The following is a 26,275-nucleotide window of genomic DNA, read 5'->3' as shown; positions in this document are numbered from 1 at the left end:
TTGAAAACAGCAGTCCCCATGACTCTGTTTGCAAATAAAAATGCAAAGGAAGAGCCATGCCTCTTGAGAGGTGGTTCATTTCAATTTACTGGTAGTGCGCAGTTACGCGCGCCTCATACAAAGCTGCGTGAGACAACTTTTAAGAGTCGGTTGATACCTGGCTAACTGCCTCGGTAGGTCGAAAAACTAAACGGGGAGACCAACAATGGAACGTGATAGTGAGCGTCTTCATCATTCAGTCCAAAGCGGATCACCACGTCGTCTAAAAATGGTACTTCGTCGAGCTCAACGCCTTTTTTCTGATAGTACTCTGCGACATGAAAGACGAGTTGGTACTTGCCCGGTAGAAATGCGTCATTTTCCAATATAGGTGCGTCGGTGCGTCCATCAGAGTTGGTGAAAACTCGTTTAATGAACTGGATGTCGTCTCCTTGCACGCGAAACAGCTCGACTAATATTTCTGCGCCTGGGACACCGTTTGTTGTATCCAATACATGTGTAGTTAGTCTTCCCATAATGCCCTCGTACTTTCGTACGCTCCTTGATTGGTCAGTATTATCTTGTATACAACGAGGTCGTACCAAGAACTCTATTGATATTAATATGTACACAATTAAACCGAATAGTAAAGTTTTCTGTTATAAAAATGTTGGTGATGACGCCTGCTTTTTGGTGGTGCAAAGTGCACTGTTATGTGGCAAATAAAGATGTCTTGTTTTTTAAAACTCTGATTTTAATGAATTTAAAATTAAAATATAACTCAACAAACAAAATCTTTACATCAAGATAATTTATTGTATACAATTAAGTTAAAGAAATGATGAATAACGCGCAGTAGCGAGTTGAGAGAGACGCATAAGGAGCCAGTGGATGAATAAGGATTATTCTCGCAACCTCGTCGGTTACGGAGCCAACCCTCCGAACCCCAAATGGCCGAACAACGCACGAATCGCCGTATCCTTTGTATTGAACTACGAAGAAGGCGGGGAGCGCTGTGTGCTTCACGGCGATGACGAATCGGAAGCATTTCTTTCTGAGATCCCTGCAGCAACCCCCATCAAAGGTGAGCGTCACATCAGCATGGAATCCATTTATGAATATGGTAGCCGAGCCGGTGTGTGGCGTGTGCTTCGCCTATTTGAGCAATACGACATACCTCTGACTATTTTTGCTGTCGCTATGGCCGTCGAGCGCTATCCCGAAGTCGCGAAGGCAATGAAGGAAGCCGGACATGAGATTTGCAGCCACGGGTATCGCTGGATTGACTATCAGTATATGGATGAATCCGAAGAGCGCGACCACATGGCAAAAGCGATTTCGATTATCAAAGAAGTCACTGGTGAGCGCCCTGTGGGTTGGTACACCGGACGTACCGGTCCAAATACTCGTCGTCTCGTCGCTGAAGAAGGCGGCTTCTTGTATGACTCTGATGCATACGATGATGATCTTCCGTATTGGCATACAGAGACAGGCCGACCTCAGCTAGTGATCCCTTACACATTAGACGTGAACGATATGCGTTTTGCCACAGTGCAAGGTTTTAACTCTGGTGAGCAGTTCTATCAGTATCTCAAAGATACCTTTGACACTTTATACGAAGAGGGCGAACACGCACCAAAAATGATGTCGGTTGGTTTGCACTGTCGTTTGATTGGTCGACCAGGAAGAATCGCTTCTCTTCGACGCTTTTTAGACTATGTCAGTCAGTATGAAGACGTATGGCTATGCCGCAGGGTCGATATTGCCAAGCACTGGCATCAGCATCACCCGCACAACTCGAATCAATAACAACAATCACAAGGAGCAAAGTGATGACGCGATTTAAACGCTGTAAGCCAACGGAAATGGTTCGAGATGAGTTTGTCTCATGCTTTGCGGATATTTATGAACATAGTCCCTGGGTTGCTGAGTCTGTATTTGATTCAGGACTTGATCCAGACGATGACCACATTGAAAGCCTGCATTTAAAGATGTCGATGGCGTTATTAAATGCAGCCGAGTCTAAACAGCTCGATTTGATTAATGCTCACCCAGACTTAGCTGGACGAGCTGCCATAAATGGCGAATTAACCGCGGCCTCGACGGCTGAACAAGCTGGTGCCGGAATTGACCAGTGTTCAGAGGAAGAGTTTGCCAAATTTACCACCTACAACAACAGCTACAAAAGTCGCTTCAACTTTCCCTTCATCATGGCAGTCAAGGGAGCCAATCGTTACCAAATTCTTGAGTCGTTCGAGATGCGATTAGGCAATGATAGTGAAACTGAGTTTGTTACAGCGCTTAACGAGATCAACAAGATAGCGTTATTTCGCTTAAGAGATATGTAAGTCAGGGAAACGGCAGCTATCTCTCTCATTTTATTATTTATTGAATAATTGAACTGGATGACAACAAATGTCTTTGAAAATTGAACAATACATTAATTTAGCAGATGACAAACTGGGCGCAGAAGCGCTCTACGCCACGGATGACTTTTTTGCAGACAAGAGCCGCTTGCTCAGTCGACTAGACCCGGTGTGGAAAGATGATGTCTATGACGACAACGGTAAGTGGATGGACGGCTGGGAGAGTCGTCGTAAGCGTGGTGAAGGTTATGACTACTGTGTCGTTAAACTTGGCTTAGCGGGCACCATTGCTGGCGTGGATATCGATACTTCTTTCTTTACGGGCAACTATCCGCCATCAGCTTCAATCGATGCCATTTACAGCCCAGAAGCGGACCCGACGAACTCCGCAGAATGGGAGGAGATTTTACCGTCTCAGAGCTTGTCTGGTGACAAGCACCATATCAGCGAGATAGCGAGTGAAAAAGTCTACACCCACGTGAGACTGAATATCTATCCGGACGGTGGTGTGGCACGTCTGCGTGTTTATGGTACGCCAAGCGTTGACTGGGATGCTATCGATGAACTGCAACAAATTGACCTCGCCGCCGTAGAACATGGTGGAAGAGCGTTAGCATGTAGCGACGAGCACTACGGGAATAAGTCAAACATCTTAGGCCCGGGCCGCGGCGAAAATATGGGGGATGGCTGGGAAACCGCCCGCCGAAGAACGCCTGGCAATGACTGGGTTATCGTAGCCTTAGGACATGCTGGTAATGTCGGTCGCGTGGTGGTGGACACTGCCCACTTTAAGGGTAACTACCCAGATAGCTGCTCGATTCAAGCTGCGTATGTGAAGGGGGGAACCGATGATCAAGTGGCGACCCAAAGCTTGTTCTGGAAAGAACTCCTGCCCTCTCAAAAGCTCGAAGCTCACTCGATTCATGAGTTTGTCTCTGAGGTGAATGAGATTGGCCCCATTACCCATGTACGATTGAACATTTTCCCTGATGGCGGTGTCAGTCGCTTGCGCCTCTTTGGCACCAAGGCAGACTAAACTTAGTAGAGGGATTTTATATGAGTAATGGTATACGTCGAATCAAAATAGAGCTTCTGGACAAGCGCACATTTGCCGAGTTTGGTGATGTGATAGAGGTGGATAATAGCGACTACTTTATGATCAATAACGGGTCGACACGTCGTTATCACAAGCTTGCTGAGGCTGACGTGGAAGAGCAAGGTGGTAAAGCCATCATCAGTATCTTTCAAGCGACGCCTCTACAGTATCCACTCACGATTGAAATGCTAGAAAGGCATCCTTTGGGCTCGCAAGCATTTATACCATTACTTGGACAACCGTATCTTATCGTCGTCGCGCCGAAGGGTGATAACCCGTCTTTAGCGAACTGCCGTGCATTTATCAGCAACGGTAAGCAAGGGGTGAACTACCACAAAGGGGTTTGGCATCATCCAGTATTGGCTCTCACAGACCAAGATCAGTTCTTGATTGTTGATAGAGCCGGGGGGGGTAACAATTGCGATGAAGTGTTTTTCAGTGAAGGGTTGGTTCAATTGAGCCTAGATGATTTACCTAGCTTCGCCGATAAGATGCAAAAAGATAAGGATGAGCAGCAAGTCTCTGTCTAAGCTGCTGACGAGGAGTGTGTTATGGATCCGCACGTAACAGAATGGCTGAACCTGATTATTCGTTGGGTTCACATGATAGTAGGGATCGCATGGATTGGTGCGTCGTTCTACTTTGTATGGTTAGAGAATAATTTGAATCGCAGTAACCCCCGTGATGGCCTATCGGGCGATCTCTGGGCGATTCACGGTGGTGGTATTTACCATCTTGAAAAGTACAAACTCGCGCCCCCAAAGATGCCAGAGAACTTACACTGGTTTAAATGGGAAGCGTACTTCACTTGGATCACTGGCGTACTGCTGTTGGGCGTGGTCTACTATCTGAACGCAGAAATCTATCTAGTCGCGCCAGGCTCTGGTATCGATGCAACCAGCGCGATCATAATTGGTGCGGCCTCACTAGTTGCAGGCTGGGTCATTTACAACCTACTGTGTAACTCGCCTTTAGGTAAAACACCGATTGTCCTAGGTATTGTATTGTTTGCTGGGCTAGTGGCTGCCGCGTATGGACTTAGCCAAGTTTTCAGTGGCCGTGGTGCTTATATTCATGTTGGTGCCATCATAGGTACTATCATGGTCGGTAACGTCTTCTTCGTTATCATGCCGGCCCAGCGCAACTTGGTGAAGGCGATTGAAAATAACCAAGAGCCAGACCCAGCGCTGCCTGCGAAAGGACTGCTGCGTTCAAGACACAATAACTACCTAACGCTGCCTGTGCTGTTCATTATGATCAGCAACCACTTTCCGAGCACCTACGGTCATGAGTACAACTGGGCGATTCTAGCGGGCTTGTCAGTGTTTAGTATTTTGGTAAGACACTACTTCAATACGCGCCATGGCAGCCAAAAATTTGCTTGGACAATTCCAGCCGCCGCATTGGGTATGGTGACACTTGCATTCGTTTCATCGCCGTATGCGAATAAAGCACCAACGCCGGTTGTTAAAGCACCAGTGACACAAACAAGCCCTGAAGTGGCGCAAACGGGCAGTGAACAGATAGCTCAATCATCAGCACACGATGGCTCGATTCCGTTTTCACAGATCAATCAAGTGATTCAAGAACGCTGCTCGGTCTGTCACTCGGCAACCCCAACGCATGCCGCGTTCCAAACAGCACCGGGCGGTGTGGTACTCGACACGCCAGAGGAGATCAAAGTGAATGTCCCACGCATCGTCGCTCAAACGGTCACCACCAAAGTGATGCCACTTGGTAACCTGACTCAAATGACCGATGAAGAACGTGCGCTTATTGGAGAATGGGTGGAGCAGGGGGCTCAGCTACAGTAAAGGTAATACAATGCAAAAAGCCGCTCTTTGATAGAGCGGCTCTTTTACGTTAGCAAAGGTGCGCTATTAATTTACGGAGACGATACGCTTGTTAATAAAGCACAACTGTTCATAAAGCGTCGTTGTCTTTGGCATAGAGACGCCTCCTTGTGCAGCAAGTTCAATCGCATTCTTGTACATATATTGCAGCTCAAGCTCGCGGCCATTGCGCCTGTCTAACAACATACTAGTTAAATATGGCTTCATCTTGGCGGTATTGCTTAGCATGGTGTCGATGAGTGAGCTTGGGATTTCAGTATCGGTGGTTTGAGCGGCTTGCTGCACTTCTATCATGATGTCTTTTGATAGGCTGACGAGTTCCGGGCAGTCCATTATTTGCGCTGTGTCGGAATCGAGCACGGTTGATAAGCCATTAAAGGGTAAGTTCCAAAGAAGTTTCTTCCAGCGAGCATCAATGATTTTAGGATCGATATCCACTTCAACACCACTGCTTGTTAGGTCTTTAGCGAACGATTCCAGTGGTTCAATCCCATCCTCGCCGTATACGCCGACGGTAATGCGGCCGTAATCGATGTGGTCTATGTGACCAGGTGCGACTTTATTTGAACAGATAAAGCATAAGCCACCACCGACGTAGGGGAGATTAAATGTCTCGGCCACTTCTTGCTCTGCGCCAATGCCATTTTGCAGCAACATGACTAAGGTATCCGGTTTTAATAGAGGGCGAATAAGCGCTTTGAGTAGGTGATTTTGGGTGGTTTTTAGCGCGACGAGAATAACATCGGCTTTAGGCATACCTGCCGACTTATTGTAAGCATTGATATCGTTAGCCGTGATGGAGTAATCACCGTAGTGAGAGTCGACTCTTAATCCGTTATCAACCACATGCTGGTAGTCGCTATTGAAAAGGAAGTGAACGTCGTGACCACCATGATGGAGTCTTGCCCCATAGTAACCACCGATAGCGCCTGTACCAATCACTGCGAATACCTTTTTGATCATGTTCTGTCCCTGTTTCCAAAATGTGCTCGTACTACTGTACAGGAAAATAGTTGGGAATGAAGTGCTACGCTTGAAAGAGTGCGGTGATAAGGAAACGAACAGTGGCAAACTTTACGGGTGTGATTCTTATTTTGCTCAGTGTGGTGGTGGGTACGACGTTAGCGTCACAAGCGGGTGTTAATGCACAGCTACGCACCGGTTTGGGATCGCCGCTTCAAGCTGCGTTTATCTCATTTGTGATCGGTACTTTAGTGTTAGGCACCTTGGTGATGCTAGAGGGGAAGCCGTGGTTTCCAAATGGAACACTTAAAAACCTGCCATGGTGGGCTTGGCTAGGGGGATTTTTGGGGGCGTTTAATATTGCAATGTCTATTTATCTAGCGCCTAAGTTGGGAGCGTTGGCGCTGGCCATTGCGATTGTATGTGGCCAAGTGACGGCGTCACTTATTTATGATCAGTATGGGCTTTTAGGGTATCCCAAAATAGAACTATCGCCCCAACGGATCGGTGGGGCGATATTGATAGTACTTGGGGTAATTTTGGTGGCTTATCACCCCAGTAAAGGCAGTTGAGTGCTGTTAGTCGTTAGCCAGCGATAGCAACGCGTTTTACTTCGATTTTGGTGTCTTCAAATGCATCTTTGTCTACACGACCAGAAATAATCACTTTGTCGTTTGGTGTTACATCAACACCGCGCCAGTCATCGTTGTCGATTTCAATCACAATAGTGTTTTGACCGTCGGTGAATTGATACTCTTCATCACCAATAGATTGGGTAATGTTGCCGGTAATTTGAACGGCAGTGTCGTCTTTTGCTTCTAGTGCTTGAGCAACAGTCGTTTGTGCACCAAGAGCAGGGCCGTTAAAACCGCCTTGAGCAGGCATAGATTTAGCTGCTGCGAAACCAGACGTTAGGATAAGTGCTGTAGCGATGATAACTTTTTTCATAATAACCTCAATGTGGACATCTTTGTTTAGTTGACGATGTCAGTATGCGCTTGTCTAGATTAACTAACCTTGAAACGAATATTCAGAATTCGTTCATGTTTGAAAAAAGTTTGTTTTTCGGATTTGGAATAGTGGTTGAGGTTTGGTGCGCGCTTAAATAAACCCCTGCCTGAACAGGCAAGGGCTAGTGGGGGACGCTTGTTTGTTGTAGAGCAGTTGTCTGCCTTTAACTTACCAATCGCTTGTCACGTTCACCTTTAGCATCATAGGCAAGGTCGCCATAAATATATGTCTCGCAAACGGTTCGGTCATCGCCAAGGCTCATTAATACGAATAGCTTCTCTTCCAGAGTTGTGGCTTGATTCATTCTAAAGCGCATCAACTGTGTAGCATGCAAATCGAGAACGACGAAATCTGCTTCCTTACCTACCTCTAAGTTGCCGATTTTGTCCTCGAGGTGAAGGGCTTTCGCGCCGCCTAGTGTCGCGAGGTACAAAGATTTAATAGGGTGCAGTTTTTCCTGTTGCAACTGCATGATCTTATAGGCTTCACTCATGGTTTGTAATATGGAGAAACTTGTTCCTGCGCCCACGTCGGTGCCCATGCCGACTCTGATCCCTTTGTCTTCCAGTTTGTTGAGCTTAAATAAACCAGAGCCAAGAAACAGGTTGGAAGTCGGGCAGAAGGCAATAGCAGATTCCGTGTCGGCTAAACGCTGGCACTCACAGTCAGACAAATGGATACCATGAGCAAAAACAGAGCGCTTGTGAAGCAGACCATAGTGGTCGTAAACGTCTAAATAGCTGTCTCGCTCTGGGAATAAGTCGAGAACCCACTCAATCTCCTTTTTGTTTTCAGAGAGGTGGGTATGCATATAAACATCTGGGTATTCCTCAAGAAGTTTACCCACCATTGCGAGTTGCTCTGGTGTACTGGTAGGAGCGAATCTTGGTGTGACAGCGTAGTGAAGCCTGCCTCGATTATGCCATTTTTCAATAAGCTCCTTAGAGGCTTGATAGCCTGACTCTGGAGTGTCGGTTAAGTAGTCAGGCGCGTTACGATCCATCAATACTTTGCCACAAATCATACGAAGGTTACGTCTCTCTGCCTCACCGAAGAAAACGTCGACAGACTCTTTGTGTACGGTGCCAAAGACGAGCGCTGTGGTCGTACCGTTACTTGCGAGTTCGTCCAAGAAAAGTTTGGCGACTTTGAGTGCGTAAATAGGGTTTTGAAAACGACGTTCTTCTGGGAAGGTGTAGTTTTCTAGCCAATCTAAAAGCTGTTCACCGTATGAGGCGATCATTCCGGTCTGAGGGTAGTGGATATGAGTATCAACAAAGCCGGAGGTGATGAGCTTATCCTTGTAGGTTTTAATCTTCATTGGCCTGGTGTGTCTAGCCAATATATCGGTTGCACTGCCGATGTCGACGATGTGACCGTTTTCTACGACGATCATGCCGTCTTCAAAAAATTGGTATGAGTTTTCCAGCCCCACATCTTTGGGGTCAGCAATGCTATGTAAAATGCTGGCACGGTAGGCCTTGCGTTGTGTTGTCATGACACTTCCTTTCTCTGCCCCAAATTTCTGGGCAGTATTATTATTTTAATCCTTTCGCGGCTTTTTAGCCTGCTTGGTCTAGCTCTTGGTGTGAGTGCTCTTGGCGAGTGGGCGCTGGGCGCTTTTGCTCAATAGGGTTACCTTGATAGTGCGAAATCAGCTCGCCGGCTACAGAGACGGCAATTTCTGCAGGGTGCTTACCAGTAACAGCTCCGATGCCTATTGGGCAGGTCATGGTGTTGATCTCATCTTGACTGAAGCCTCGCTGCGCCAAACGGAAGTCAAACTTCTTACGCTTGGTCAGTGAGCCAATCATCCCAAAGTAGGCGCTGTCACCGCGCTTGATAATCGCTTTTGCCAGGTCGAAATCGAGTTGATGATTGTGAGTCATCACTAGGTAATAGCTGTTTGGTGGCATTTGGGCGATTTCACCTACTGGGTCGTCACTCACGAGCTTGTTGATTCCTTGCGGCAACGTTTCTGGAAACTCTGCCTCACGTTCATCAATCCACGTTACTCTAAAGGGCAGGGTAGCAACAATATGAACCAGTGCTTTTGCCACATGGCCTGCACCAAAAAGTACCAAATGCTTTTGCGAAGTGCCAATGGGTTCAAAGCTGAGTGTTGCCATACCACCACAGCATTGACCTAATCGAGCACCCAAGTTAAACCGTTCTACTTTAAGGCTTTGCTCTCCTGAAAGAAGCATTTCTCGTGCCATTTTAGAGGCGACATGTTCTAAATGGCCGCCACCAATGGTCGCGATGATGTTATCGCGAGTCACTAGCATTTTTGTCCCTGCGTCTCGCGGCACGGAGCCGCGATCTTCAAGTACGGTCACCATGACACAAGGTTCGTGTTGTTCTTCGAGCCTAGCCAGCTCATGAATCCAGTTGTCCTTAAACATAGTGACCTCCTGTTAATTGGTTTCCGTGAAGGATGCCGTGTTAACACTCTGTCCTTGTGTCACGGCTTGCACCGCCATTAACACTCGTTCTGGTGTCGCGGGGGTATCCAGTTTGGGAATCGCACCATCAACGGCAACATAAGAGATGGCGTCTTTGAGTGCGCTCCAAACGGACATACCTAGCATGAATGGTGGTTCACCCACCGCTTTGGAGTTGAACACGGTGTCTTCAGGGTTACTTCGGTTTTCAAGAAGATGCGTTCTAAAATCGATTGGCATGTCTGCAATGGCCGGGATCTTGTAGCTTGCTGGGCCGTTCGTCATCAAACGTCCTTGCTCATTCCAGACGAGCTCTTCGGTTGTCAACCAACCCACGCCTTGAACGAAGCCTCCTTCCACCTGACCAATGTCGATAGCCGGGTTAAGCGACGCGCCCACATCATGCAAGATATCCACGCGCAAGATTTTGTACTCGCCAGTGAGAGTATCGATGATGACTTCGGAACACGACGCGCCATAAGCGTAGTAATAGAAAGGGCGGCCACGTGCTTTCTCATGGTCATAGTAGATTTTTGGGGTGCGATAAAAACCTGTGCTCGACAGTGAGATTTGGTTCATCCACGCCAGCTGCGCAAAGTCTGCAAATGTCATGATCTGCTCACGGATTTGTACCATACCATTTTTGAACAGTACTTCTTCTGGAGTCACCTTAAAGTGAGAGGAAGCAAATTCAATCAGACGCTGTTTAATGGTTATTGCGGCGTTTTGTGCGGCTTTACCGTTGAGATCGGCGCCCGATGAGGCCGCCGTGGGCGAGGTGTTCGGCACCTTGTCGGTGTTGGTAGCGGTGATTTGGATACGGTCAACATCTACTTGAAACTCCTCTGCAACGATTTGCGCCACTTTGATATTCAGACCTTGTCCCATTTCAGTACCACCGTGGTTTAGGTGGATACTGCCATCGGTATAAATGTGAATCAGTGCGCCGGCTTGGTTTAGAAACGTGGCGGTAAACGAGATACCAAATTTGACGGGCGTGATAGACAACCCCTTTTTCAAAATCGGACTGTTTTTGTTGAACTCAGCGATCTCTTTCCGTCTTGCGTGGTAATCACTGCTTTGCTCTAACTGCTCAGTGATTTCAGGAAGGAAGTTATCTTCCACTGTTTGGTAGTAGTGGGTAACGTTTCGACCTTCTTCACCGTAGTAGTTGGCTTTGCGGACTTCTAACGGATCTTTGTTAAGGTAGCGGGCGATTTCATCCATGATGTGTTCAATGGTCATCATACCCTGAGGTCCGCCAAAACCACGGTAAGCCGTATTCGAAGCGGTATTGGTTTTACAGCGGTGTCCGGTAACAGTCACATCACCTAAGTAATAAGCATTGTCAGAGTGGAACATGGCACGGTCGACAATCGAACTCGACAGATCTGGCGAGTAACCACAGTTACCCGCGACAACAATATCGGCACCTTGAATCACACCGTTATCATCAAAGCCAATCTTATATTGGTTGTAGAATGGGTGACGTTTACCGGTCATGGTCATATCTTCATTACGAAGCAGGCGCATCTTGGTTGGTCGACCGGTTAAATGAGCGATCACTGCCGCCATACAAGCTGGTGCTGCCGCTTGTGTCTCTTTACCACCAAAACCGCCGCCCATGCGGCGCATGTCGATCACCACTTTGTGCATCGCAACTCCAAGTACCTCAGAGACCAGTTTTTGTACTTCGGTTGGGTTTTGCGTCGAGGTATAGACAATCATGCCGCCGTCCTCGGTTGGCATTACGCTGCTAACTTGTGTTTCGAGATAGAAGTGTTCTTGACCGCCAATTTCGATTTCACCCTCGATCACGTGTTTAGCGTTGGCAAGGGCTTTGGCTGAGTCACCGCGCTTTTGCTGGTGGCTTTCCGTCACGAAATGCTTTTTCGCGAGTGCTTCTTTGACATCCAGAATGGCAGGTAGCGGTTCGTATTCAACGATGGCGGCGTGCGCTGCTTTTCTGGCAGTTTCGAGGTCGCTCGCCGCCACTGCGATGACAGGCTGACCGTAGTATTCGACAATACCATCGGCAAGCAGAGGATCACCGGGAAGGATAGCGCCAATATCAAGCTGGCCTGGCACGTCTTTGGAGGTAATCGCAATAGCAACGCCAGCGAAGTCATAACAAGGAGAGACGTCTATCTTAGTGATTTTTGCGTGTGCTTGTGTGCTCAGTAGCGCGTAGACATGAAGCTGGTTTGGGAACTCAAGTCTGTCATCGATGTAGACAGCCTCGCCCGTCACTTGTTTTGGCGCGCTATCGTGCTTTACGCTTTTACCAACACCTGTTTTAAGATCTTGTTTGACGATAGCAACCATCTCTTCGTGAGTCAGCTGCTGATGATTCACATTAGACATAAGATGTTACCCTCGTTTCAATCAGATTGTTGGTGTTATTGGTTTCAATGTAATAGCGTTTGAGCATATTGGCGGCGGTGAGGCTTCGGTACGTTTGGCTTGCGCGAAAATCTGATAGAGGCTCAAAGTCGTTACTAAGCGCTTCCATTGACTTGCTAATAGTCTCTTCATTCCAAGGCTGCCCGACTAACTTCTGCTCACAAGATATTGCTCGTTTAGGAGTTGCTGCCATACCACCAAAGGCGATACGAGCACTCACTACATTGTTATCTTTCACTTGAATGCTGAAAGCGCCACAAACTGCTGAAATATCGTCATCTAAACGTTTAGAGAGCTTGTAAGCGCGGAATGTGCTCGATGATGGCTTAGGTATAACTATCTTTTCGATAAACTCGCTAGGTTGCTGCGCGGTGACCTTGTAGCTGATGAAGTAGTCCTCAATAGGCATGACGCGTGTCTCATCACCGCAGCGTAGTTGGATTTTTGCATCCAGAGCGATGAGCAGAGGAGGTGTGTCTCCGATAGGAGAAGCATTAGCAATATTGCCACCTATGGTGCCTTGATTTCTAACTTGCAAAGAGGCGAAGCGGTGTAACAGTTCACCGAAGTCGGGGTAGTGCTTGTTTAGCAGTGTATAGGCATCGCTGATTGGTAGGTTTGCGCCAATCTCTAGGTTGTCCTCTGTCTCTTGGCAGACTTTCATCTCTTCCACAAGGTTCACGCTGATGAGCGTTTCTATCTCGCGATGAAATTGAGTGACTTCGAGTGCTAAATCTGTTCCGCCAGCAACCAACTTGGCTTGTGGGTGTGCCTTGTAGAGCTTGGCAAGTTCGTCTGTGGTTTTAGGAGAGAACGCGGTGAGGTGTCCAAGACGCAGACTCGCTTCTTCATTTTGAATCTTTTCCAATTTTGCGATGGTCGCTCGTTCAAGTTCTGAGAATTGATCAACGATTTGCTCTTCCGAACAAAGCGACAATGCAGAATCGACGATAGGTCGATATCCCGTACAGCGGCAGAGATTGCCAGCCAGTGATTCCATCACATCCGCTTTATTTGCGTTCGGCTTGTTCTTAGTAAGTGCGAACATCGACATGATGAATCCAGGCGTACAGTAGCCACACTGGGAACCATGGAAATCGACAATGGCTTGTTGAACGGGGTGAAGTGACTTATCGCGAGCTTGCAGATCTTCTACCGTGATAAGTTGCTTGCCGTGAAGAGCAGAAATAAACGTCAGGCAGGAGTTAACGCTACGATACTCGAGCTTGCCATCAACAAGCTCACCGAGTACCACGGTACATGCACCGCAATCACCAGAACCGCATCCTTCCTTGGTGCCTGTTTTTTTTACATGAGTGCGAAGATAGTTCAGCACCGTCATGTTTGGGGAGACATTTACTTCCTGTCTGATTTCTTGATTGAGTAAAAAGGTAATCAAGAGACCTCCTTGTACAGTGTATTCTTGAAAATGATTTTTTCTGACCTTCAGGTCAATAATTGGCTAATTTGACCAATAGGTCAACTATTAATTTACAAGTTGGCAACATTTCTAATGCATTGAGATCAAGGTCAAATTAGGTAGTGCAGCTAGGTTGTTGGTTTGAAGGGAGTTGTAGGTGATGTGTGCCGGACTGTTTGATACAAAAAATCATCGTTGAATCTGGGTGAGATTTTGGCACCTATGTCGTCAGCCCTTGGAAAAGCGGATCTTTTGTAGCGTGTTAGCAAGCCGATTTGGCAAGGTATGTACATGTTTGGGGTGGGTAACGCGCGTCAGGAGATCCTCACTTGCGTGAGGATGACGAGTGAATTTTTGGGGTGTGACAGCGTCGTTTTAGGTGGTTTTAAGTTAACTCACTTTGTTCTTTAACACATCTGAGAACACGACATGCAGATCGTTGGAGGCTGTGTTGTCATCTAAGTTAAGCTTAGAGCGAATATGTTCAAGGTGCTCGCCCATAAGACCCAACGCTTTTTCTTTGTCGCCAGTCTCGATGGCATTGAGCAGTTCGCTATGCTCATCTTGAGAGCAGTTAGAGTGGTTGCCTGTTTCGTACATCGCAATAAGTAAAGAGGATTGGGAAACGATGCTTCGTTGAAACGCAAGTAGTGGGGCGTTATCTGCCATTTCGGCCAGCTTGATATGAAATTCCCCCGATAATCGAAGCCCCTTGCCATAGTCGTCTTTGGCGAACGCTTGATTCTCTTCTTCTACGAGTTTTCTGCACTCAGCAATTTGTAACTTGGTCGCATTAACGACGGCCAGTTCAATAATAGCCATTTCAAGCACTTCACGTGCCTTAAATATCTGTTTCGCTTCTTCAACAGAAGGGGCAGAGACCATCGCGCCTCGGTTTGGTCGTATATCGACAACCTTTTCCATAGACAACCTTAAAAGGGCACGGCGGATGATGGTTCTGCTGACACCAAAAATTTCTGCCAATGCTTCCTCACTGAGTTTGGTTGCAGGGGGAAGTCTTTGTTCGAGAATGGCATCGAATATATGGCAATAGACCACGTCATCTTGAGTCTGTCCTGCGACTTTAGTTTTGACGCCTTTGTTGACCGAGTTTTTCAGGTTTCCCATATGGTTACAGCACTCTACAGTTTTTAATTCTCATTAAGACAATAATACTGCACTTTGTATACAAATGGCCACTACGACCAGATTCTGTGAAATAGCTGGCATTAATGGCGTCTTAAGGTTGAAAGAGTGCTGGTGTAGGTGTGAGGGGGATGCGTACCCCCTTCACTTAGAGGACGAACGGCACACTAGAGCCCGAAGTCGTAACCTTGATAGATATCAGACAGTGCTTTGGGCTTTTTGATAGGTTTTGGATGCGAAGAGTGGCATTGAGTTTGTAGCGCTTCGGCATGGGCTTGCGCAGATTTCATGAATTCAGGATTGGCCATCGCTTTCTTACGCAGCTCGTTGATGCGTTCTAGTCTTTCTTGCAACATAACTACACCTCATGAATTACTGTATGTAAAAACAGTATAAGCGCGGACTGTATAAATATCCAGCATTTGTTTTAATGCAGTTGTATTTAATGACTTTTGGGGCAATTGGCAGAGAAATTGTCGAATCAGGTGGAGCGAAATTGACGAAAAATGGCTGAAAGCTGACGAAAATGTGTGATTTAGATCAAACAAATGTGATTGTCTTCGGGTGCAAAAATTGAGCGCTTTAACATAACTGGTGCAGCTGGTTGCATTTGTTTGCTTATTTTCTAGGTGGTGGTGATTATTCGGGTTATCAAGGTGTTAAATTCAAAAGCTCGTCTTGTAACTAATTGAAACTTTGGAGCAATGTTTGATCTGGATGTTTTTTCGAACAATGTTTTTCACGGGTTATGGGTGTGAACTATGCATTGCCTGCCATGATAAATAGTTAACTATTCATGCCTAGTGCGTAAAAATTGTTAAAATTTGTGACCAGAGAGGGTTGTCGGTATAGTCTCGGCCAACTACCAAAATGTGTCTAATTGTTTCAAATAGACATCAGTTAAGGAGATTTATCGACATGATCACTAATGATGCTGTCATTATGGGATTGCTTGCCGTTATTTTAGGCGGCGTGTTTATTACTGAAAGCAGTAAAAACCTATTCTGGAAAAAGTTCTATTCCGTCGTTCCTGGTCTGTTGCTGTGCTACTTTGTACCGTCATTACTCAATACCACGGGCTTAATTGACGGCTCAGCTTCTAATTTGTATTTCGTTGCCAGTCGTTACCTTCTTCCGGGCGCACTGGTACTGCTTATTGTTTCTGCCGATCTGAAAAAGATATTCGGTTTGGGCTCTAAAGCCGTCATCATGTTTTTGACCGGTACGCTGGGCATCATTATCGGTGGTCCAGCAGCGATTGTTATTCTCGATTTCATTAGTCCTGATTTAGTCTCCGGTGACGTGTGGCGTGGCCTAACGACGGTTGCCGGTTCTTGGATCGGTGGCGGTGCTAACCAAGCAGCTATGAAAGAAGTGTTTGGTGTGGGCGATCAGCTATTTTCTGCGATGATCACCGTAGACGTTATTTGTGCCAATATTTGGATGGCGATACTGCTTATTATGGCTGGTCGTCAGAAGAAAATGGACGCGTGGCTAAAAGCCGATACAACTTCTATCGATGAGCTCAAAGAGACGGTGGCTAAGTACGAAGAGGAGAACTCTCGACCAATTACCACTACTGATATGATGAAGGTTGTAGCTATTGCGTTTGGTCTTACTGGTCTGGCTCACTTTGGTTCTGATTTGATTGCTCCTTGGATTGCGACTAACGCTCCTGAGCTTGAGAAATACAGCCTGACGTCTGGCTTCTTCTGGCTGATTGTGCTGGTCACCACGTTTGCACTGATTGCGTCTACCTTTAAATCAGCTCGTACCCTTGAGCATGCTGGCGCATCAAAAATTGGTTCAGCGTTCATCTACATTCTGGTTGCGACCATTGGTATGCAAATGGATGTCACGGCGATTCTTGATAACCCAGGTTACTTCTTTATCGGTATCACATGGCTGACTATTCACGCACTATTGATGATCGGTGTTGCGAAGCTGATTAAAGCGCCACTGTTCTTTATGGCTGTAGGTAGCCAGGCGAACGTTGGTGGTGCAGCGTCAGCGCCAGTTGTTGCCGCTGCTTTCCACCCATCATTGGCTCCAGTTGGTATTTTGATGGCGGTACTTGGCTACGCGCTTGGTACTTATGGTGCCTACATCTGTGGCATTATTATGCAAGCCGCAGTTGGTGTGGTTGGTTGATCCAGTAATATCTGAAATCAAGCTTTGTAGAGCAGTACCCTTGGGTGCTGCTTTTTTTGTGCTCTAAAAAGCATTATAACCCTCGTGTTTTGCTGGTGATGGGCTTGCGTTTCACCCAATTTTCAGACAAGGTGGTGAATAGTTATTCAATTATTTACAGGCAGGGAGCCAAATGAAACCGCAAATCAAACCCGCTAACCCCAATTTCTCTTCAGGGCCTTGCAGTAAGCGCCCGGGTTATCAACTATCAAACCTTGATACCAGCTCTTTAGGTCGCAGTCACCGTTCTTCTTTAGGTAAAGCGGTATTGGGTGAATCTATCGAAAAAACCAAGGCCGTTTTGGGCATCCCAGAAGATTATCGTGTCGGTATTGTGGCTGGCTCGGACACGGGGGCAATGGAGATGGTGATGTGGTCAATGTTAGGCGCACGCCCGGTCGATGTATTTCACTGGGAATCATTCGGATCTGGTTGGTTAACTGACATCACCAAACAGCTAAAACTAGAAGAGGTGAATAGCTACTTAGCCGACTACGGTGAGTTGCCCGATTTATCTCAAGCTAACCCGAGCCACGATGCTATTTTTACCTGGAACGGTACGACTTCTGGGGTCAAAGTACCTAATGGTGACTGGATTAGTGATGAGCGTGAAGGCTTAACGATTTGTGATGCGACATCCGCTGTATTTGCGATGCCAATGCCTTGGGAAAAGCTCGATGTGGTGACCTACAGCTGGCAGAAAGTGCTTGGCGGAGAAGGCGGTCACGGTGTGATTGTGTTGAGCCCGAAAGCGGTCGAGCGCCTAGAGAGCTACACGCCGTCATGGCCATTACCGAAGATTTTCCGCATGACTAAAGGTGGCAAGTTAATCGAGGGCATTTTTAAAGGCGCTACTATTAACACGCCTTCCATGCTGTGTGTTGTGGATTACATTGATGCGCTAGATTGGGTTGACGGTATTGGTGGTGTTGACGCGGCCATTGAGAAGTCTCAAGCCAACCTTGCGGTATTGACGAACTTTGTTGAAGCACGAGACTGGATTCATTTCTTGGCGAAACAACCAGAGCAGCGCTCTAACACCAGTGTGTGTTTGACCTTGGATGCTACGGAAGAGCAAGTCAAAGCGATGATTAAGCTGCTCGATAACGAGCAAGTGGCCTACGACATTGGTGCTTATCGTGATGCGCCAGCAGGTCTTAGGATATGGACTGGGGCAACGGTGGAAGCTACGGACATAGAAGCGCTCCTACCGTGGTTAGATTGGGCTTACGCAGAAGTCACTAAGTAAAGAACAAAGCACCTGCTTATCAGGTGCTTTGTTGTCTCTGGCACAACAGAAAAACGCCAGTATTGGGACGAGTAAAGTGCACTGATGGGTAGAAAGGGATTTTCAACTTAAAGTGGAACCAATAATGAAGCAGATAAAAACCTACAACGCGATTGCCAATAAAGGATTAGATAAGTTTTCTCGTGATGAATATGAAGTGTCGAGTGAGTTTAGTGCGCCAGACGCGATTCTATTAAGAAGCCAAAAACTGCATGATGAACCGATTGCACCCAGTGTTAAAGCCATAGCGCGCTGCGGGGCAGGGGTGAATAACATTCCTATTCAGGCCTGCACCGACAATGGCATTGTGGTGTTTAACACACCGGGCGCCAATGCGAATGCTGTTAAAGAATTGGTATTAACTGGTTTGCTGCTTTCTGCGCGTGATGTTTGCGGCGGCATGCAGTATTCCCAATCTCTCACTGAACTTTCTGATGCTACGGCGATGGACAAGCTATTAGAAAAAGAGAAAAAGCGCTTCTCTGGTTCTGAGATCAAAGGTAAGACGCTTGGCGTTATTGGCCTAGGTGCAATAGGCGCGTCAGTCGCGAACACGGCGATTGATTTAGGCATGGAAGTGATTGGGTTTGACTCTGCGCTGAGTGTTGAGGCGGCGTGGCGCTTATCGAGCCGTATTCAACGTGCTGACAACTTGCAATCACTGATCAGCAAATGTGACTTTGTCACCGTACATGTTCCGGCGCTCCCTGCCACTATCGGATTGATTAGCAGTGAGTTACTGGCTGCGGCCAAACCTGGCCTAGTGCTACTGAATTTTGCTCGTAAAGAGATCGTCGATACTGATGCGGTCATTACCGCACTTGAAAACGGCCAAGTAGGGCAGTACGTGACCGATTTTCCAACGCCATCTTTAATTGGGCGAGAAGGAGTCATTCTGATGCCGCATATCGGCGCGTCAACGGCAGAAGCGGAAGAAAACTGCGCGGTGATGGGGGCGATGCAGCTCATTGACTTTTTAGAGAACGGCAACATTACCAACTCAGTCAACTTTCCTCAGATTACTTTAGAGCGAGCTGAGGGCTATAGGATCACATTTGCCAACGATAATGTCCCTAAGGTGCTGGGTACGGTACTGTCTCTATTGGCCGATCTTAATATCAACGTGTTGGATATGCTCAACAAGAGTCGTGACGAAGTGGCTTATACCATTTTGGATATTGAGAATCAGCCGACTGACGAGTTGCTATCGGCGATCAGTGGTGTAGAGCATGTGTTTAATGTGAGAGCACTATAGCTATTCGTCACCGCAAGTAAATTTGACGCCCGGTGTTGCATTGTTGTGACGCAGGGCGTTAATGAGAAAGGATTTAATCATATAGTTTTGTTATTATTCCCCCATCAAAGGATGTAAATAACTCTATGGATGGCACACTCAGCAAATAGGTGTTGCTATGCAAACGTATCAAATCGGTTCTTCTCTCGTTGGTTCTTCTTTTTCTGATCAATTGGAGGCATCTCGCATTTCAATGATGACCAACGCGCTTTCTCTCCCTACGTCTGTGTCTGTTGTCGGTGAGCCAATGAATGCTCATAGCGTAGTGGTGTTCTCTTCCCAAGCTTCACTGCACGAACTGGAAATGTTCGCGGCGATTAAGCGTGAGTTTTGTGAGTCTTATTCGTTTCTGGATGTGTACTGCGATGCCACGATTGCCGACCTGAGTGTGTCTCGTCAATCTGCGGTGAGTACTCTGCCAATGGACGTGAATGCGTCACACTGTGAAACAGCACAACAAGTTTTAGAGCGCTCAATTGGCCGTAATGTGGTGGTTGTCGCTAGTGATAGCAATATTGATTTATGCGTTACAGCTTGTGAGCTAGAAGGGCTCAAGGTAGTGAGCACCGTTTCTCTGTGCACCAAGCGCCCAGATCTGCTGGCTCTGCAGTCATAACACTGCTCTAGCCCTAGCTAACATATTGGATAGTAACAACATCATGAGACAGTTATGATGTTGTTTTTTTATCCGGGCCAACTATTCTTGAAATAACAGTCATATGAAACTTAGGTGGCGTTATTTCAAGCAACCAAACTCTGTCATCGTTGAGTCAGTATTCGATTCTATTGGTCGAAGACGATGCTGTTATGCGCGCCAGGCTACGTATGCTGCTTGAAAAACGTGGCTATGAAGTCATAGTCGCGAGCGACGGAGTTGAGGCCTTGGCGCTGCTCTCGAAACATAAACAGATTCAATTTGTCCTTAGTGATTGGGTGATGCCCAACATGGACGGCGTTGCCTTGTGTCAGTCGGTCAAATCCAATGACTATCATCGCTATCTGTTTTTTATGTTGCTCTCTTCTCAAGATGACCATAAATCGATCACGTTGGGCATTAATGCCGGTGCTGATGATTTTGTCGCTAAAAATACCCCCGTCGATGAGCTTGATGCGCGCATTAGGGCGGGGTTTCGTACTCTTGATCTTCATAATGAGCTGGTGGATAAGAATCGGGCGCTTAACCAAGCTTACGCTCAAATTAATAATGATTTATTGGTCGCCAGTGATTTGATTGGTACCTTGCTTCCTACTGAAAAAGCTTATTCGGGTGTTGATATTGCGTACGTGTATCAACCTTCAGCAGCCATTGGCGGCGATATGCTGGGCTGTATCGAGCTTGATGAGCGCTACATGGCTTTTTATGTATTTGATGTTTCTGGCCATGGTGTCGCGTCTGCGTTACTTTCTTTTTCTATTCATCATACTTTGAACACCTTTCAGGGTGAGTCCGTTACTATGACCACAAATCTAGGTGGTGAACGTCAGGTAAGAAAAGCCAGTGAAGTATTAACGTCGCTGAATGCTACCTACGCACAGGATGACAATCACGGCCTCTATGCGACTATGGTTTACGCTGTCCTTGATAGGCGAACGGGGGAACTTGATGTTGCTTTTGCGGGTCATCCACCGCTGATCAAAGTGAACGCTGCTACTAGGGCCGTTGAACGGATAGGAGAGAGCGGCTTTGTGGTTGGAATGTTTGATTTTGCAACGTATGAATCGTTTTCTATGACGCTCGAAGCCGGGGATGAAGTTTGGTTTTATACCGATGGCATTACCGAAGCCAACGTTGGGAAAGAGATGTTTGGGGAAGAAGCGTTGGAAAAAATGATTGCTACAACACAAGATATTTCTATACAGCAAAAGCCTGGGTTGATCATGGAAAAGGTGACCGCACGGCTTGACGGTAAAGAATTTGACGATGATGTGAGCTTACTTGTGGTGCGCTGGCTTGGAGGCGTTAATGGCTAGTTATCAAATGCGGTTTAACTCATCGATTGATACTTCTCGTGAAATTGCGGCGGCCTTGTTGGCATTTTGGCAACGAGAGGGTATTCAGGCTCCGCTGGTTCATGATCTCGAGTTATGTGTGGTTGAGCTTGCTAACAATATTTATGAACATGGGTATCAAGAACAAAACGGCAAAGTGATTGATGTGAGCTGCACAGTGTTAGCGCAAAAGATTGAAATTACCATGAGTCACGCTGGCCTTTCACTTAAGCCCGACCGTATGGATGAGATGCTCAGTACGCCACTTCAAGAACTCGATCCGACTGATCCGCTAAGCTGGGCGACTTCTGGACGAGGTTTTTTTATATTAAATACTTTAATGGACGAAGTCTCCGTCCATGAAAACAAAGGGCTGACATCGTTTACGTTAATTAAGTTACGTCCTTAGCTCCTCTCGTTTATCAAATTACGATTGTTATTTTGTACGCATTGGTTAAAATGGCCGCTTGCTTTGGATGGTGCATCCGTATTTGCATCAAAAAAGGCAACCATTCATATGAAAACGCGGCAATTATTTTCAACTCAATTGCCAGACAATAAAGCATGTCTTGCTTGGTGTGCAAGACCACTGTAATAGGACTTTATATGCCTGTAATTACTCTTCCTGACGGTAGCCAACGTCAATTTGATAACCCAGTATCCACTATGGATGTCGCTCTATCTATCGGTCCTGGTCTTGCGAAAGCAACCATCGCTGGTCGTGTAGATGGCGAGCGTGTTGATGCGTGTGATCTGATTGAAAATGACGCAAGCTTAGAAATCATCACAGTAAAAGACGAAGATGGTCTTGAGATCGTTCGTCACTCATGTGCTCACCTGCTTGGTCACGCGATTAAGCAGCTTTATCCAGACGTCAAAATGGCGATCGGTCCAACTATCGACAGCGGTTTCTACTATGACGTTGATTTAGACCAGTCTCTAACAATGGAAGACGTGGAAAAAATCGAAAAGCGCATGAAAGAGCTAGCAAAAACCAAGTATCAAGTTATCAAGAAAAAGGTTAGCTGGCAGGAAGCGCGCGACACATTTGAAAGTCGCGGCGAAACATACAAGATGGAAATCCTTGACGAGAACGTTTCTAAAGACGACCGTCCAGGCCTATACCATCACGAAGAATACATCGATATGTGTCGTGGCCCTCACGTGCCAAACATGAGCTTCTGTCAGCACTTTAAACTGCTGAACGTAGCGGGCGCATATTGGCGTGGTAACAGTGACAACAAGATGCTTCAACGTATCTACGGTACTGCATTCCACGATAAGAAAGCTCTTAAGGCGCACCTAACTCGCCTAGAAGAAGCAGCGAAGCGCGACCACCGTAAAATTGGTAAGCAGTTGGATCTATTCCACATGCAGCAAGAAGCACCAGGTATGGTGTTCTGGCACCACAACGGTTGGTCTGTATTCCGTGATCTAGAAGTATTTATCCGTGAAAAACTGACTGAATACGGTTACCAAGAAGTTAAAGGTCCACTCATGATGGATCGCGTTCTTTGGGAACGTTCTGGTCACTGGGACAAGTACGCTGATGCGATGTTCACTACCTCTTCTGAGAACCGTGAATACGCCATTAAGCCAATGAACTGTCCAGGTCATGTACAGATCTTTAACCAAGGTCTAAAATCGTACCGTGATCTACCGCTACGTATGGCTGAGTTTGGCTCATGTCACCGTAACGAACCATCAGGTGCACTACACGGCATTATGCGTGTACGTGGCTTTACTCAGGATGATGCTCATATCTTCTGTACTGAAAGCCAAATTCAAGACGAAGTAACGTCTTGCATCAAGATGGTGTACGATACGTACAACACGTTTGGTTTTGATAACATCGTTGTGAAACTGTCAACTCGCCCTGAAAAGCGTGTTGGTAGCGATGAAATCTGGGATCGCTCTGAAGAAGCACTAAAACAGTCTCTTGAAGCAATGGAAATTCCATACGAGATTCAAGAAGGCGAGGGTGCGTTCTACGGTCCTAAGATTGAGTTCACACTATATGACTGCCTAGATCGTGCATGGCAATGTGGTACAGTTCAGCTAGACTTCAACCTACCGGGTCGTCTAGGTGCAACTTACGTGGATGAAAACAACGAACGTCAAGTTCCTGTTATGATTCACCGTGCAATCCTAGGTTCTCTTGAGCGTTTCATCGGTATTCTTATCGAAGAATACGCTGGCTTCTTCCCAACGTGGTTGTCGCCAGAACAGGCTGTTATCATGAATATCACTGACAAACAGTCGGATTATGTTCAAGAAGTAACACAAAAACTGCAAAAAAGTGGAATTAGAGCCAAAGCGGACTTGAGAAATGAGAAGATTGGCTTTAAAATCCGCGAACATACTTTGAAGCGTATCCCGTACATGCTTGTTTGTGGCGACCAAGAAATGGAAGCTGGCGAAATCGCAGTACGTACACGCAAAGGTAAAGACCTCGGCAAATTTAAAGTGGATGACCTCATTTCATACATCCAAGACGAGGTTTCAAGCCGTAAGCTCAATCTGGAGGAATAAGCTATTAAAGGCGGAAGACGTGGCCAACAACCGGCCAAACAAAACCAGCACCGTTTAAACGGTGAAATTCGTGGCGTTCGTGAAGTTCGTCTAACAGGTGCAGATGGTGAATCTGTTGGTGTTGTTTCTATTCAAGAAGCACTAGATGCAGCTGCAGAAGCTGGTATGGATCTCGTAGAGATCAGCCCTAACGCCGAGCCACCAGTTTGTCGTGTGATGGACTATGGTAAGTTCCTCTTCGAGAAGAGCAAAGCTGCGAAAGAGCAGAAGAAGAAGCAAAAGCAGATCCAGATTAAGGAAGTAAAATTCCGTCCTGGAACTGATATTGGAGACTATCAGGTAAAACTACGCAACCTGACGCGTTTCCTAGAAGACGGCAACAAAGTGAAGGTAACAATTCGCTTCCGTGGCCGCGAAATGGCTCACCAAGATATTGGTGTCGACGTTCTTAACCGTCTGAAAGAAGATACTGTAGATTTAGCTGTAGTAGAATCTTTCCCGACTAAGATCGAAGGCCGCCAAATGATCATGGTATTGGCCCCTAAGAAGAAGTAATTAACGGCTTTACAAGTAAGAAAACCTAGCCGTTTTCGAATGGCTAGGTTTTGTTCGCCCTAATTACTAATGTTTAACAACTCAACAATGCGGAGTTATTCATCATGCCTAAGATGAAAACCAACAAAGGTGCTGCTAAGCGTTTTAAGAAAACTGCTGGTGGTATTAAATTTAAGCACGCTACAAAACGTCACATTCTGACTAAGCGTACTACTAAGAACAAGCGTCAGCTTCGTCCAAATGCAATCCTTCCTAAGTGTGAAGTGGCTGCAGTTGTTCGTATGATGCCATACGCTTAATTCTTTTTAGTTTATCAATCGTTTAGTTTAGGAGAGACATAATGCCTCGCGTAAAACGTGGTGTACAAGCTCGTGCACGTCATAAGAAAGTTCTAAAACAAGCTAAAGGTTACTACGGTGCACGTTCACGTGTTTACCGCGTAGCTTTCCAAGCAGTTACTAAAGCTGGTCAATACGCTTACCGTGACCGTCGCAACAAGAAACGTCAATTCCGTCAACTGTGGATTGCACGTATCAACGCGGCATCTCGTCAAAATGGTCTATCTTACAGCCGTTTCATCAACGGTCTTAAGAAAGCATCTATCGAGATCGACCGTAAGATCCTTGCTGACATCGCGGTATTCGACAAAGCTGCATTTGCAGTTCTAGTTGAAAAAGCGAAAGCTGCTCTTTAATTAGCAGTTTAGGTCTATGTAAAAGGGGAGCGTAAGCTCTCCTTTTTTGTGTCTATAGAATACTGGATAGCGGGCTAGTCACACCGCTTGCTCCTCTATTTAATACATGCGTGTATATTTGTGTTGTCTTCACGTCGGTATGGCCGAGCTGTTCTTGAACCGTGCGAATATCGGCTCCACTTTCCAGCAAGTGTGTTGCGAACGAATGACGTAATGTATGGCATGTCACTGGCTTACTTAAGTTTGCTTTTTTGGCCGCGGCTCTGACCGCTCTTTGCAAAGTCGAAGGGTGTACATGCTGCCTTCGAAGTAAGTTGCTTCGCGGATCCTGACTTAACTTGGCCGAAGGAAATAAGTAGTGCCAACCGAAATCAAGATGCGCATTGGGGTATTTTCTCGTTAAAGCATGCGGTAGATAGACACCAGCGTAGCCTTGAGTGCGATAGTCCATCTGATAGTAGCTCCTAGCTCGATTAATTTGCTCCTCTAACGATCCACGCAGCTCATTGGCTAAGGTGACCACTCTGTTCTTAGCGCCTTTCCCTTGCCACACGCGCAAAGCGCCATAATCAAAATCCACATCGTTAACTCTTAACCTAACGCATTCCATTACGCGTAGCCCCGAACCATACATGAGCTGCATCGGCAAAGAAAAATTAGGATTAGTGCATTTTATTAGCTGCGATACTTCTTGTTTGGTTAAAACTACCGGTAATTTTGTTTCCTGGACAGAACGCCTAAACTTCAGTTCTTTATCTAAGGGTGTTTTTTGTATCTCTTTATACAAGAAGTGCAGAGCATTTAGCGCTAGCTTTTGTGTTCTGGGAGCAACGTGCAGCTTGGTTGCGAGGTAAGTAAGATAGGCCTCTACCTCCTCAGACCCCATGTCTCTTGGGTGCTTCATCCCATGAAAAATGATGAATCGTTTAATCCAATATAAATACGCTTCAATCGTTCGTTTCGCGTACTGACTGGTGTACATATATTCCGAGATGTGTAACAGATAGAGTGATTTCATAGTAAATAAAGATATGTATAAATGAACAGTATCT

General features: G+C 46.4%; 25 protein-coding genes and 2 pseudogenes. 17 read left to right on the top strand and 10 right to left on the bottom strand.

Going from position 1 to position 26,275, the window contains the following annotated elements; all coding sequences use genetic code 11:
- Window positions 1–161: 161 nt before the first annotated feature.
- Window positions 162–515 carry a hydroxyisourate hydrolase gene (uraH, locus tag AAA946_RS09310; RefSeq protein ID WP_338164608.1) on the bottom strand — a complete coding sequence of 118 codons (354 nt, stop codon included), beginning with the start codon at window positions 513–515 and terminating at the stop codon, window positions 162–164.
- A 355-nt stretch (window positions 516–870) separates the two neighbouring features.
- Here uraH and puuE point away from each other — a divergent pair, with 355 nt between their 5' ends.
- The 6 genes and pseudogenes from puuE to AAA946_RS24155 all read left to right on the top strand — a co-directional run.
- On the top strand, window positions 871–1,788 hold the full coding sequence (puuE, locus tag AAA946_RS09305) for an allantoinase PuuE (protein WP_338164607.1): 918 nt from the start codon (window positions 871–873) through the stop codon (window positions 1,786–1,788).
- Between the two features lie 23 nt (window positions 1,789–1,811).
- Entirely contained in the window at window positions 1,812–2,327 is a 516-nt protein-coding gene (uraD, locus tag AAA946_RS09300; protein ID WP_338164606.1) for a 2-oxo-4-hydroxy-4-carboxy-5-ureidoimidazoline decarboxylase, read from the top strand.
- A gap of 67 nt (window positions 2,328–2,394) precedes the next feature.
- Entirely contained in the window at window positions 2,395–3,381 is a 987-nt protein-coding gene (alc, locus tag AAA946_RS09295; protein WP_338164605.1) for an allantoicase, read from the top strand.
- 20 nt (window positions 3,382–3,401) lie between these two features.
- Window positions 3,402–3,971 carry an ureidoglycolate lyase gene (locus AAA946_RS09290; RefSeq protein ID WP_338164604.1) on the top strand — a complete coding sequence of 190 codons (570 nt, stop codon included), beginning with the start codon at window positions 3,402–3,404 and terminating at the stop codon, window positions 3,969–3,971.
- 21 nt (window positions 3,972–3,992) lie between these two features.
- A pseudogene (locus AAA946_RS09285) lies at window positions 3,993–4,932 on the top strand (urate hydroxylase PuuD); the annotation flags it as partial.
- 68 nt (window positions 4,933–5,000) lie between these two features.
- Window positions 5,001–5,255 (top strand): annotated as a pseudogene (locus AAA946_RS24155) (urate hydroxylase PuuD); the annotation flags it as partial.
- Window positions 5,256–5,321: 66 nt separating this feature from the next.
- On the opposite strand, the gene AAA946_RS09280 reads toward AAA946_RS24155, so the two are convergent.
- Window positions 5,322–6,257: a 2-dehydropantoate 2-reductase gene (locus tag AAA946_RS09280; protein ID WP_338164602.1), complete on the bottom strand. Its 936-nt coding sequence runs from the start codon at window positions 6,255–6,257 to the stop codon at window positions 5,322–5,324.
- Window positions 6,258–6,358: 101 nt separating this feature from the next.
- Here AAA946_RS09280 and AAA946_RS09275 point away from each other — a divergent pair, with 101 nt between their 5' ends.
- On the top strand, window positions 6,359–6,829 hold the full coding sequence (locus AAA946_RS09275; protein WP_338164601.1) for a DMT family transporter: 471 nt from the start codon (window positions 6,359–6,361) through the stop codon (window positions 6,827–6,829).
- Window positions 6,830–6,842: 13 nt separating this feature from the next.
- Here AAA946_RS09275 and AAA946_RS09270 read toward each other — a convergent pair whose 3' ends face one another.
- The 7 genes from AAA946_RS09270 to AAA946_RS09240 all read right to left on the bottom strand — a co-directional run bounded on the left by AAA946_RS09270 (window position 6,843) and on the right by AAA946_RS09240 (window position 15,037).
- On the bottom strand, window positions 6,843–7,205 hold the full coding sequence (locus AAA946_RS09270; protein WP_338164600.1) for a YgiW/YdeI family stress tolerance OB fold protein: 363 nt from the start codon (window positions 7,203–7,205) through the stop codon (window positions 6,843–6,845).
- A 226-nt stretch (window positions 7,206–7,431) separates the two neighbouring features.
- Entirely contained in the window at window positions 7,432–8,766 is a 1,335-nt protein-coding gene (gene guaD / locus AAA946_RS09265) for a guanine deaminase (protein WP_338164599.1), read from the bottom strand.
- Between the two features lie 64 nt (window positions 8,767–8,830).
- A complete protein-coding gene (xdhC, locus tag AAA946_RS09260; protein ID WP_338164598.1) occupies window positions 8,831–9,673 on the bottom strand; it encodes a xanthine dehydrogenase accessory protein XdhC in 843 nt (280 codons plus the stop codon).
- A gap of 12 nt (window positions 9,674–9,685) precedes the next feature.
- Window positions 9,686–12,076, bottom strand: coding sequence for a xanthine dehydrogenase molybdopterin binding subunit (gene xdhB / locus AAA946_RS09255; protein WP_338164597.1), 2,391 nt, complete (start codon window positions 12,074–12,076; stop codon window positions 9,686–9,688).
- On the bottom strand, window positions 12,069–13,514 hold the full coding sequence (xdhA, locus tag AAA946_RS09250; protein WP_338164596.1) for a xanthine dehydrogenase small subunit: 1,446 nt from the start codon (window positions 13,512–13,514) through the stop codon (window positions 12,069–12,071). The genes xdhB and xdhA overlap by 8 nt, the downstream gene beginning before the upstream one ends.
- A 411-nt stretch (window positions 13,515–13,925) precedes the next feature.
- Window positions 13,926–14,663 (bottom strand): GntR family transcriptional regulator, encoded by a 738-nt coding sequence (locus AAA946_RS09245; protein ID WP_338164595.1) that lies wholly within the window; start codon window positions 14,661–14,663, stop codon window positions 13,926–13,928.
- Window positions 14,664–14,848: 185 nt separating this feature from the next.
- The gene (locus AAA946_RS09240) at window positions 14,849–15,037 is read right to left on the bottom strand and encodes a hypothetical protein (protein ID WP_338164594.1); all 189 of its coding nucleotides are present in this window, start codon (window positions 15,035–15,037) and stop codon (window positions 14,849–14,851) included.
- A 562-nt stretch (window positions 15,038–15,599) separates the two neighbouring features.
- Between AAA946_RS09240 and AAA946_RS09235 the strand changes: the two genes are divergently transcribed.
- The 10 genes from AAA946_RS09235 (at window position 15,600) to rplT (ending at window position 25,223) form a co-directional block, all read left to right on the top strand.
- The gene (locus tag AAA946_RS09235) at window positions 15,600–16,832 is read left to right on the top strand and encodes a DUF819 family protein (RefSeq protein ID WP_338164593.1); all 1,233 of its coding nucleotides are present in this window, start codon (window positions 15,600–15,602) and stop codon (window positions 16,830–16,832) included.
- A gap of 172 nt (window positions 16,833–17,004) precedes the next feature.
- Window positions 17,005–18,120 (top strand): phosphoserine transaminase, encoded by a 1,116-nt coding sequence (locus AAA946_RS09230; protein WP_338164592.1) that lies wholly within the window; start codon window positions 17,005–17,007, stop codon window positions 18,118–18,120.
- Window positions 18,121–18,244: 124 nt separating this feature from the next.
- Window positions 18,245–19,414, top strand: a complete 1,170-nt coding sequence (locus AAA946_RS09225; protein WP_338164591.1) for a phosphoglycerate dehydrogenase — start codon at window positions 18,245–18,247, stop codon at window positions 19,412–19,414.
- A gap of 157 nt (window positions 19,415–19,571) precedes the next feature.
- The gene (locus AAA946_RS09220; RefSeq protein WP_338164590.1) at window positions 19,572–20,069 is read left to right on the top strand and encodes a hypothetical protein; all 498 of its coding nucleotides are present in this window, start codon (window positions 19,572–19,574) and stop codon (window positions 20,067–20,069) included.
- A 149-nt stretch (window positions 20,070–20,218) separates the two neighbouring features.
- Window positions 20,219–21,424: a PP2C family protein-serine/threonine phosphatase gene (locus tag AAA946_RS09215; protein ID WP_338164589.1), complete on the top strand. Its 1,206-nt coding sequence runs from the start codon at window positions 20,219–20,221 to the stop codon at window positions 21,422–21,424.
- Window positions 21,417–21,851 (top strand): ATP-binding protein, encoded by a 435-nt coding sequence (locus AAA946_RS09210; RefSeq protein ID WP_338164588.1) that lies wholly within the window; start codon window positions 21,417–21,419, stop codon window positions 21,849–21,851. The genes AAA946_RS09215 and AAA946_RS09210 overlap by 8 nt, the downstream gene beginning before the upstream one ends.
- A gap of 197 nt (window positions 21,852–22,048) precedes the next feature.
- Window positions 22,049–23,974 carry a threonine--tRNA ligase gene (gene thrS, locus AAA946_RS09205; RefSeq protein WP_338164587.1) on the top strand — a complete coding sequence of 642 codons (1,926 nt, stop codon included), beginning with the start codon at window positions 22,049–22,051 and terminating at the stop codon, window positions 23,972–23,974.
- A gap of 3 nt (window positions 23,975–23,977) precedes the next feature.
- Window positions 23,978–24,529, top strand: a complete 552-nt coding sequence (gene infC / locus AAA946_RS09200; protein WP_081935896.1) for a translation initiation factor IF-3 — start codon at window positions 23,978–23,980, stop codon at window positions 24,527–24,529.
- Window positions 24,530–24,633: 104 nt separating this feature from the next.
- Window positions 24,634–24,828, top strand: a complete 195-nt coding sequence (gene rpmI, locus AAA946_RS09195; RefSeq protein ID WP_019275792.1) for a 50S ribosomal protein L35 — start codon at window positions 24,634–24,636, stop codon at window positions 24,826–24,828.
- A 41-nt stretch (window positions 24,829–24,869) separates the two neighbouring features.
- The gene (gene rplT, locus AAA946_RS09190) at window positions 24,870–25,223 is read left to right on the top strand and encodes a 50S ribosomal protein L20 (RefSeq protein ID WP_004401084.1); all 354 of its coding nucleotides are present in this window, start codon (window positions 24,870–24,872) and stop codon (window positions 25,221–25,223) included.
- Between the two features lie 52 nt (window positions 25,224–25,275).
- Here rplT and AAA946_RS09185 read toward each other — a convergent pair whose 3' ends face one another.
- Window positions 25,276–26,241, bottom strand: a complete 966-nt coding sequence (locus AAA946_RS09185) for an integron integrase (RefSeq protein WP_338164586.1) — start codon at window positions 26,239–26,241, stop codon at window positions 25,276–25,278.
- Between the last annotated feature and the right edge of the window lie 34 nt (window positions 26,242–26,275).

Source organism: Vibrio sp. 10N (assembly GCF_036245475.1).
Lineage (GTDB): Bacteria > Pseudomonadota > Gammaproteobacteria > Enterobacterales > Vibrionaceae > Vibrio.
The sequence above is the reverse complement of the archived record's forward strand: the minus strand, read 5'-3'. Positions and strand labels throughout refer to the sequence as shown.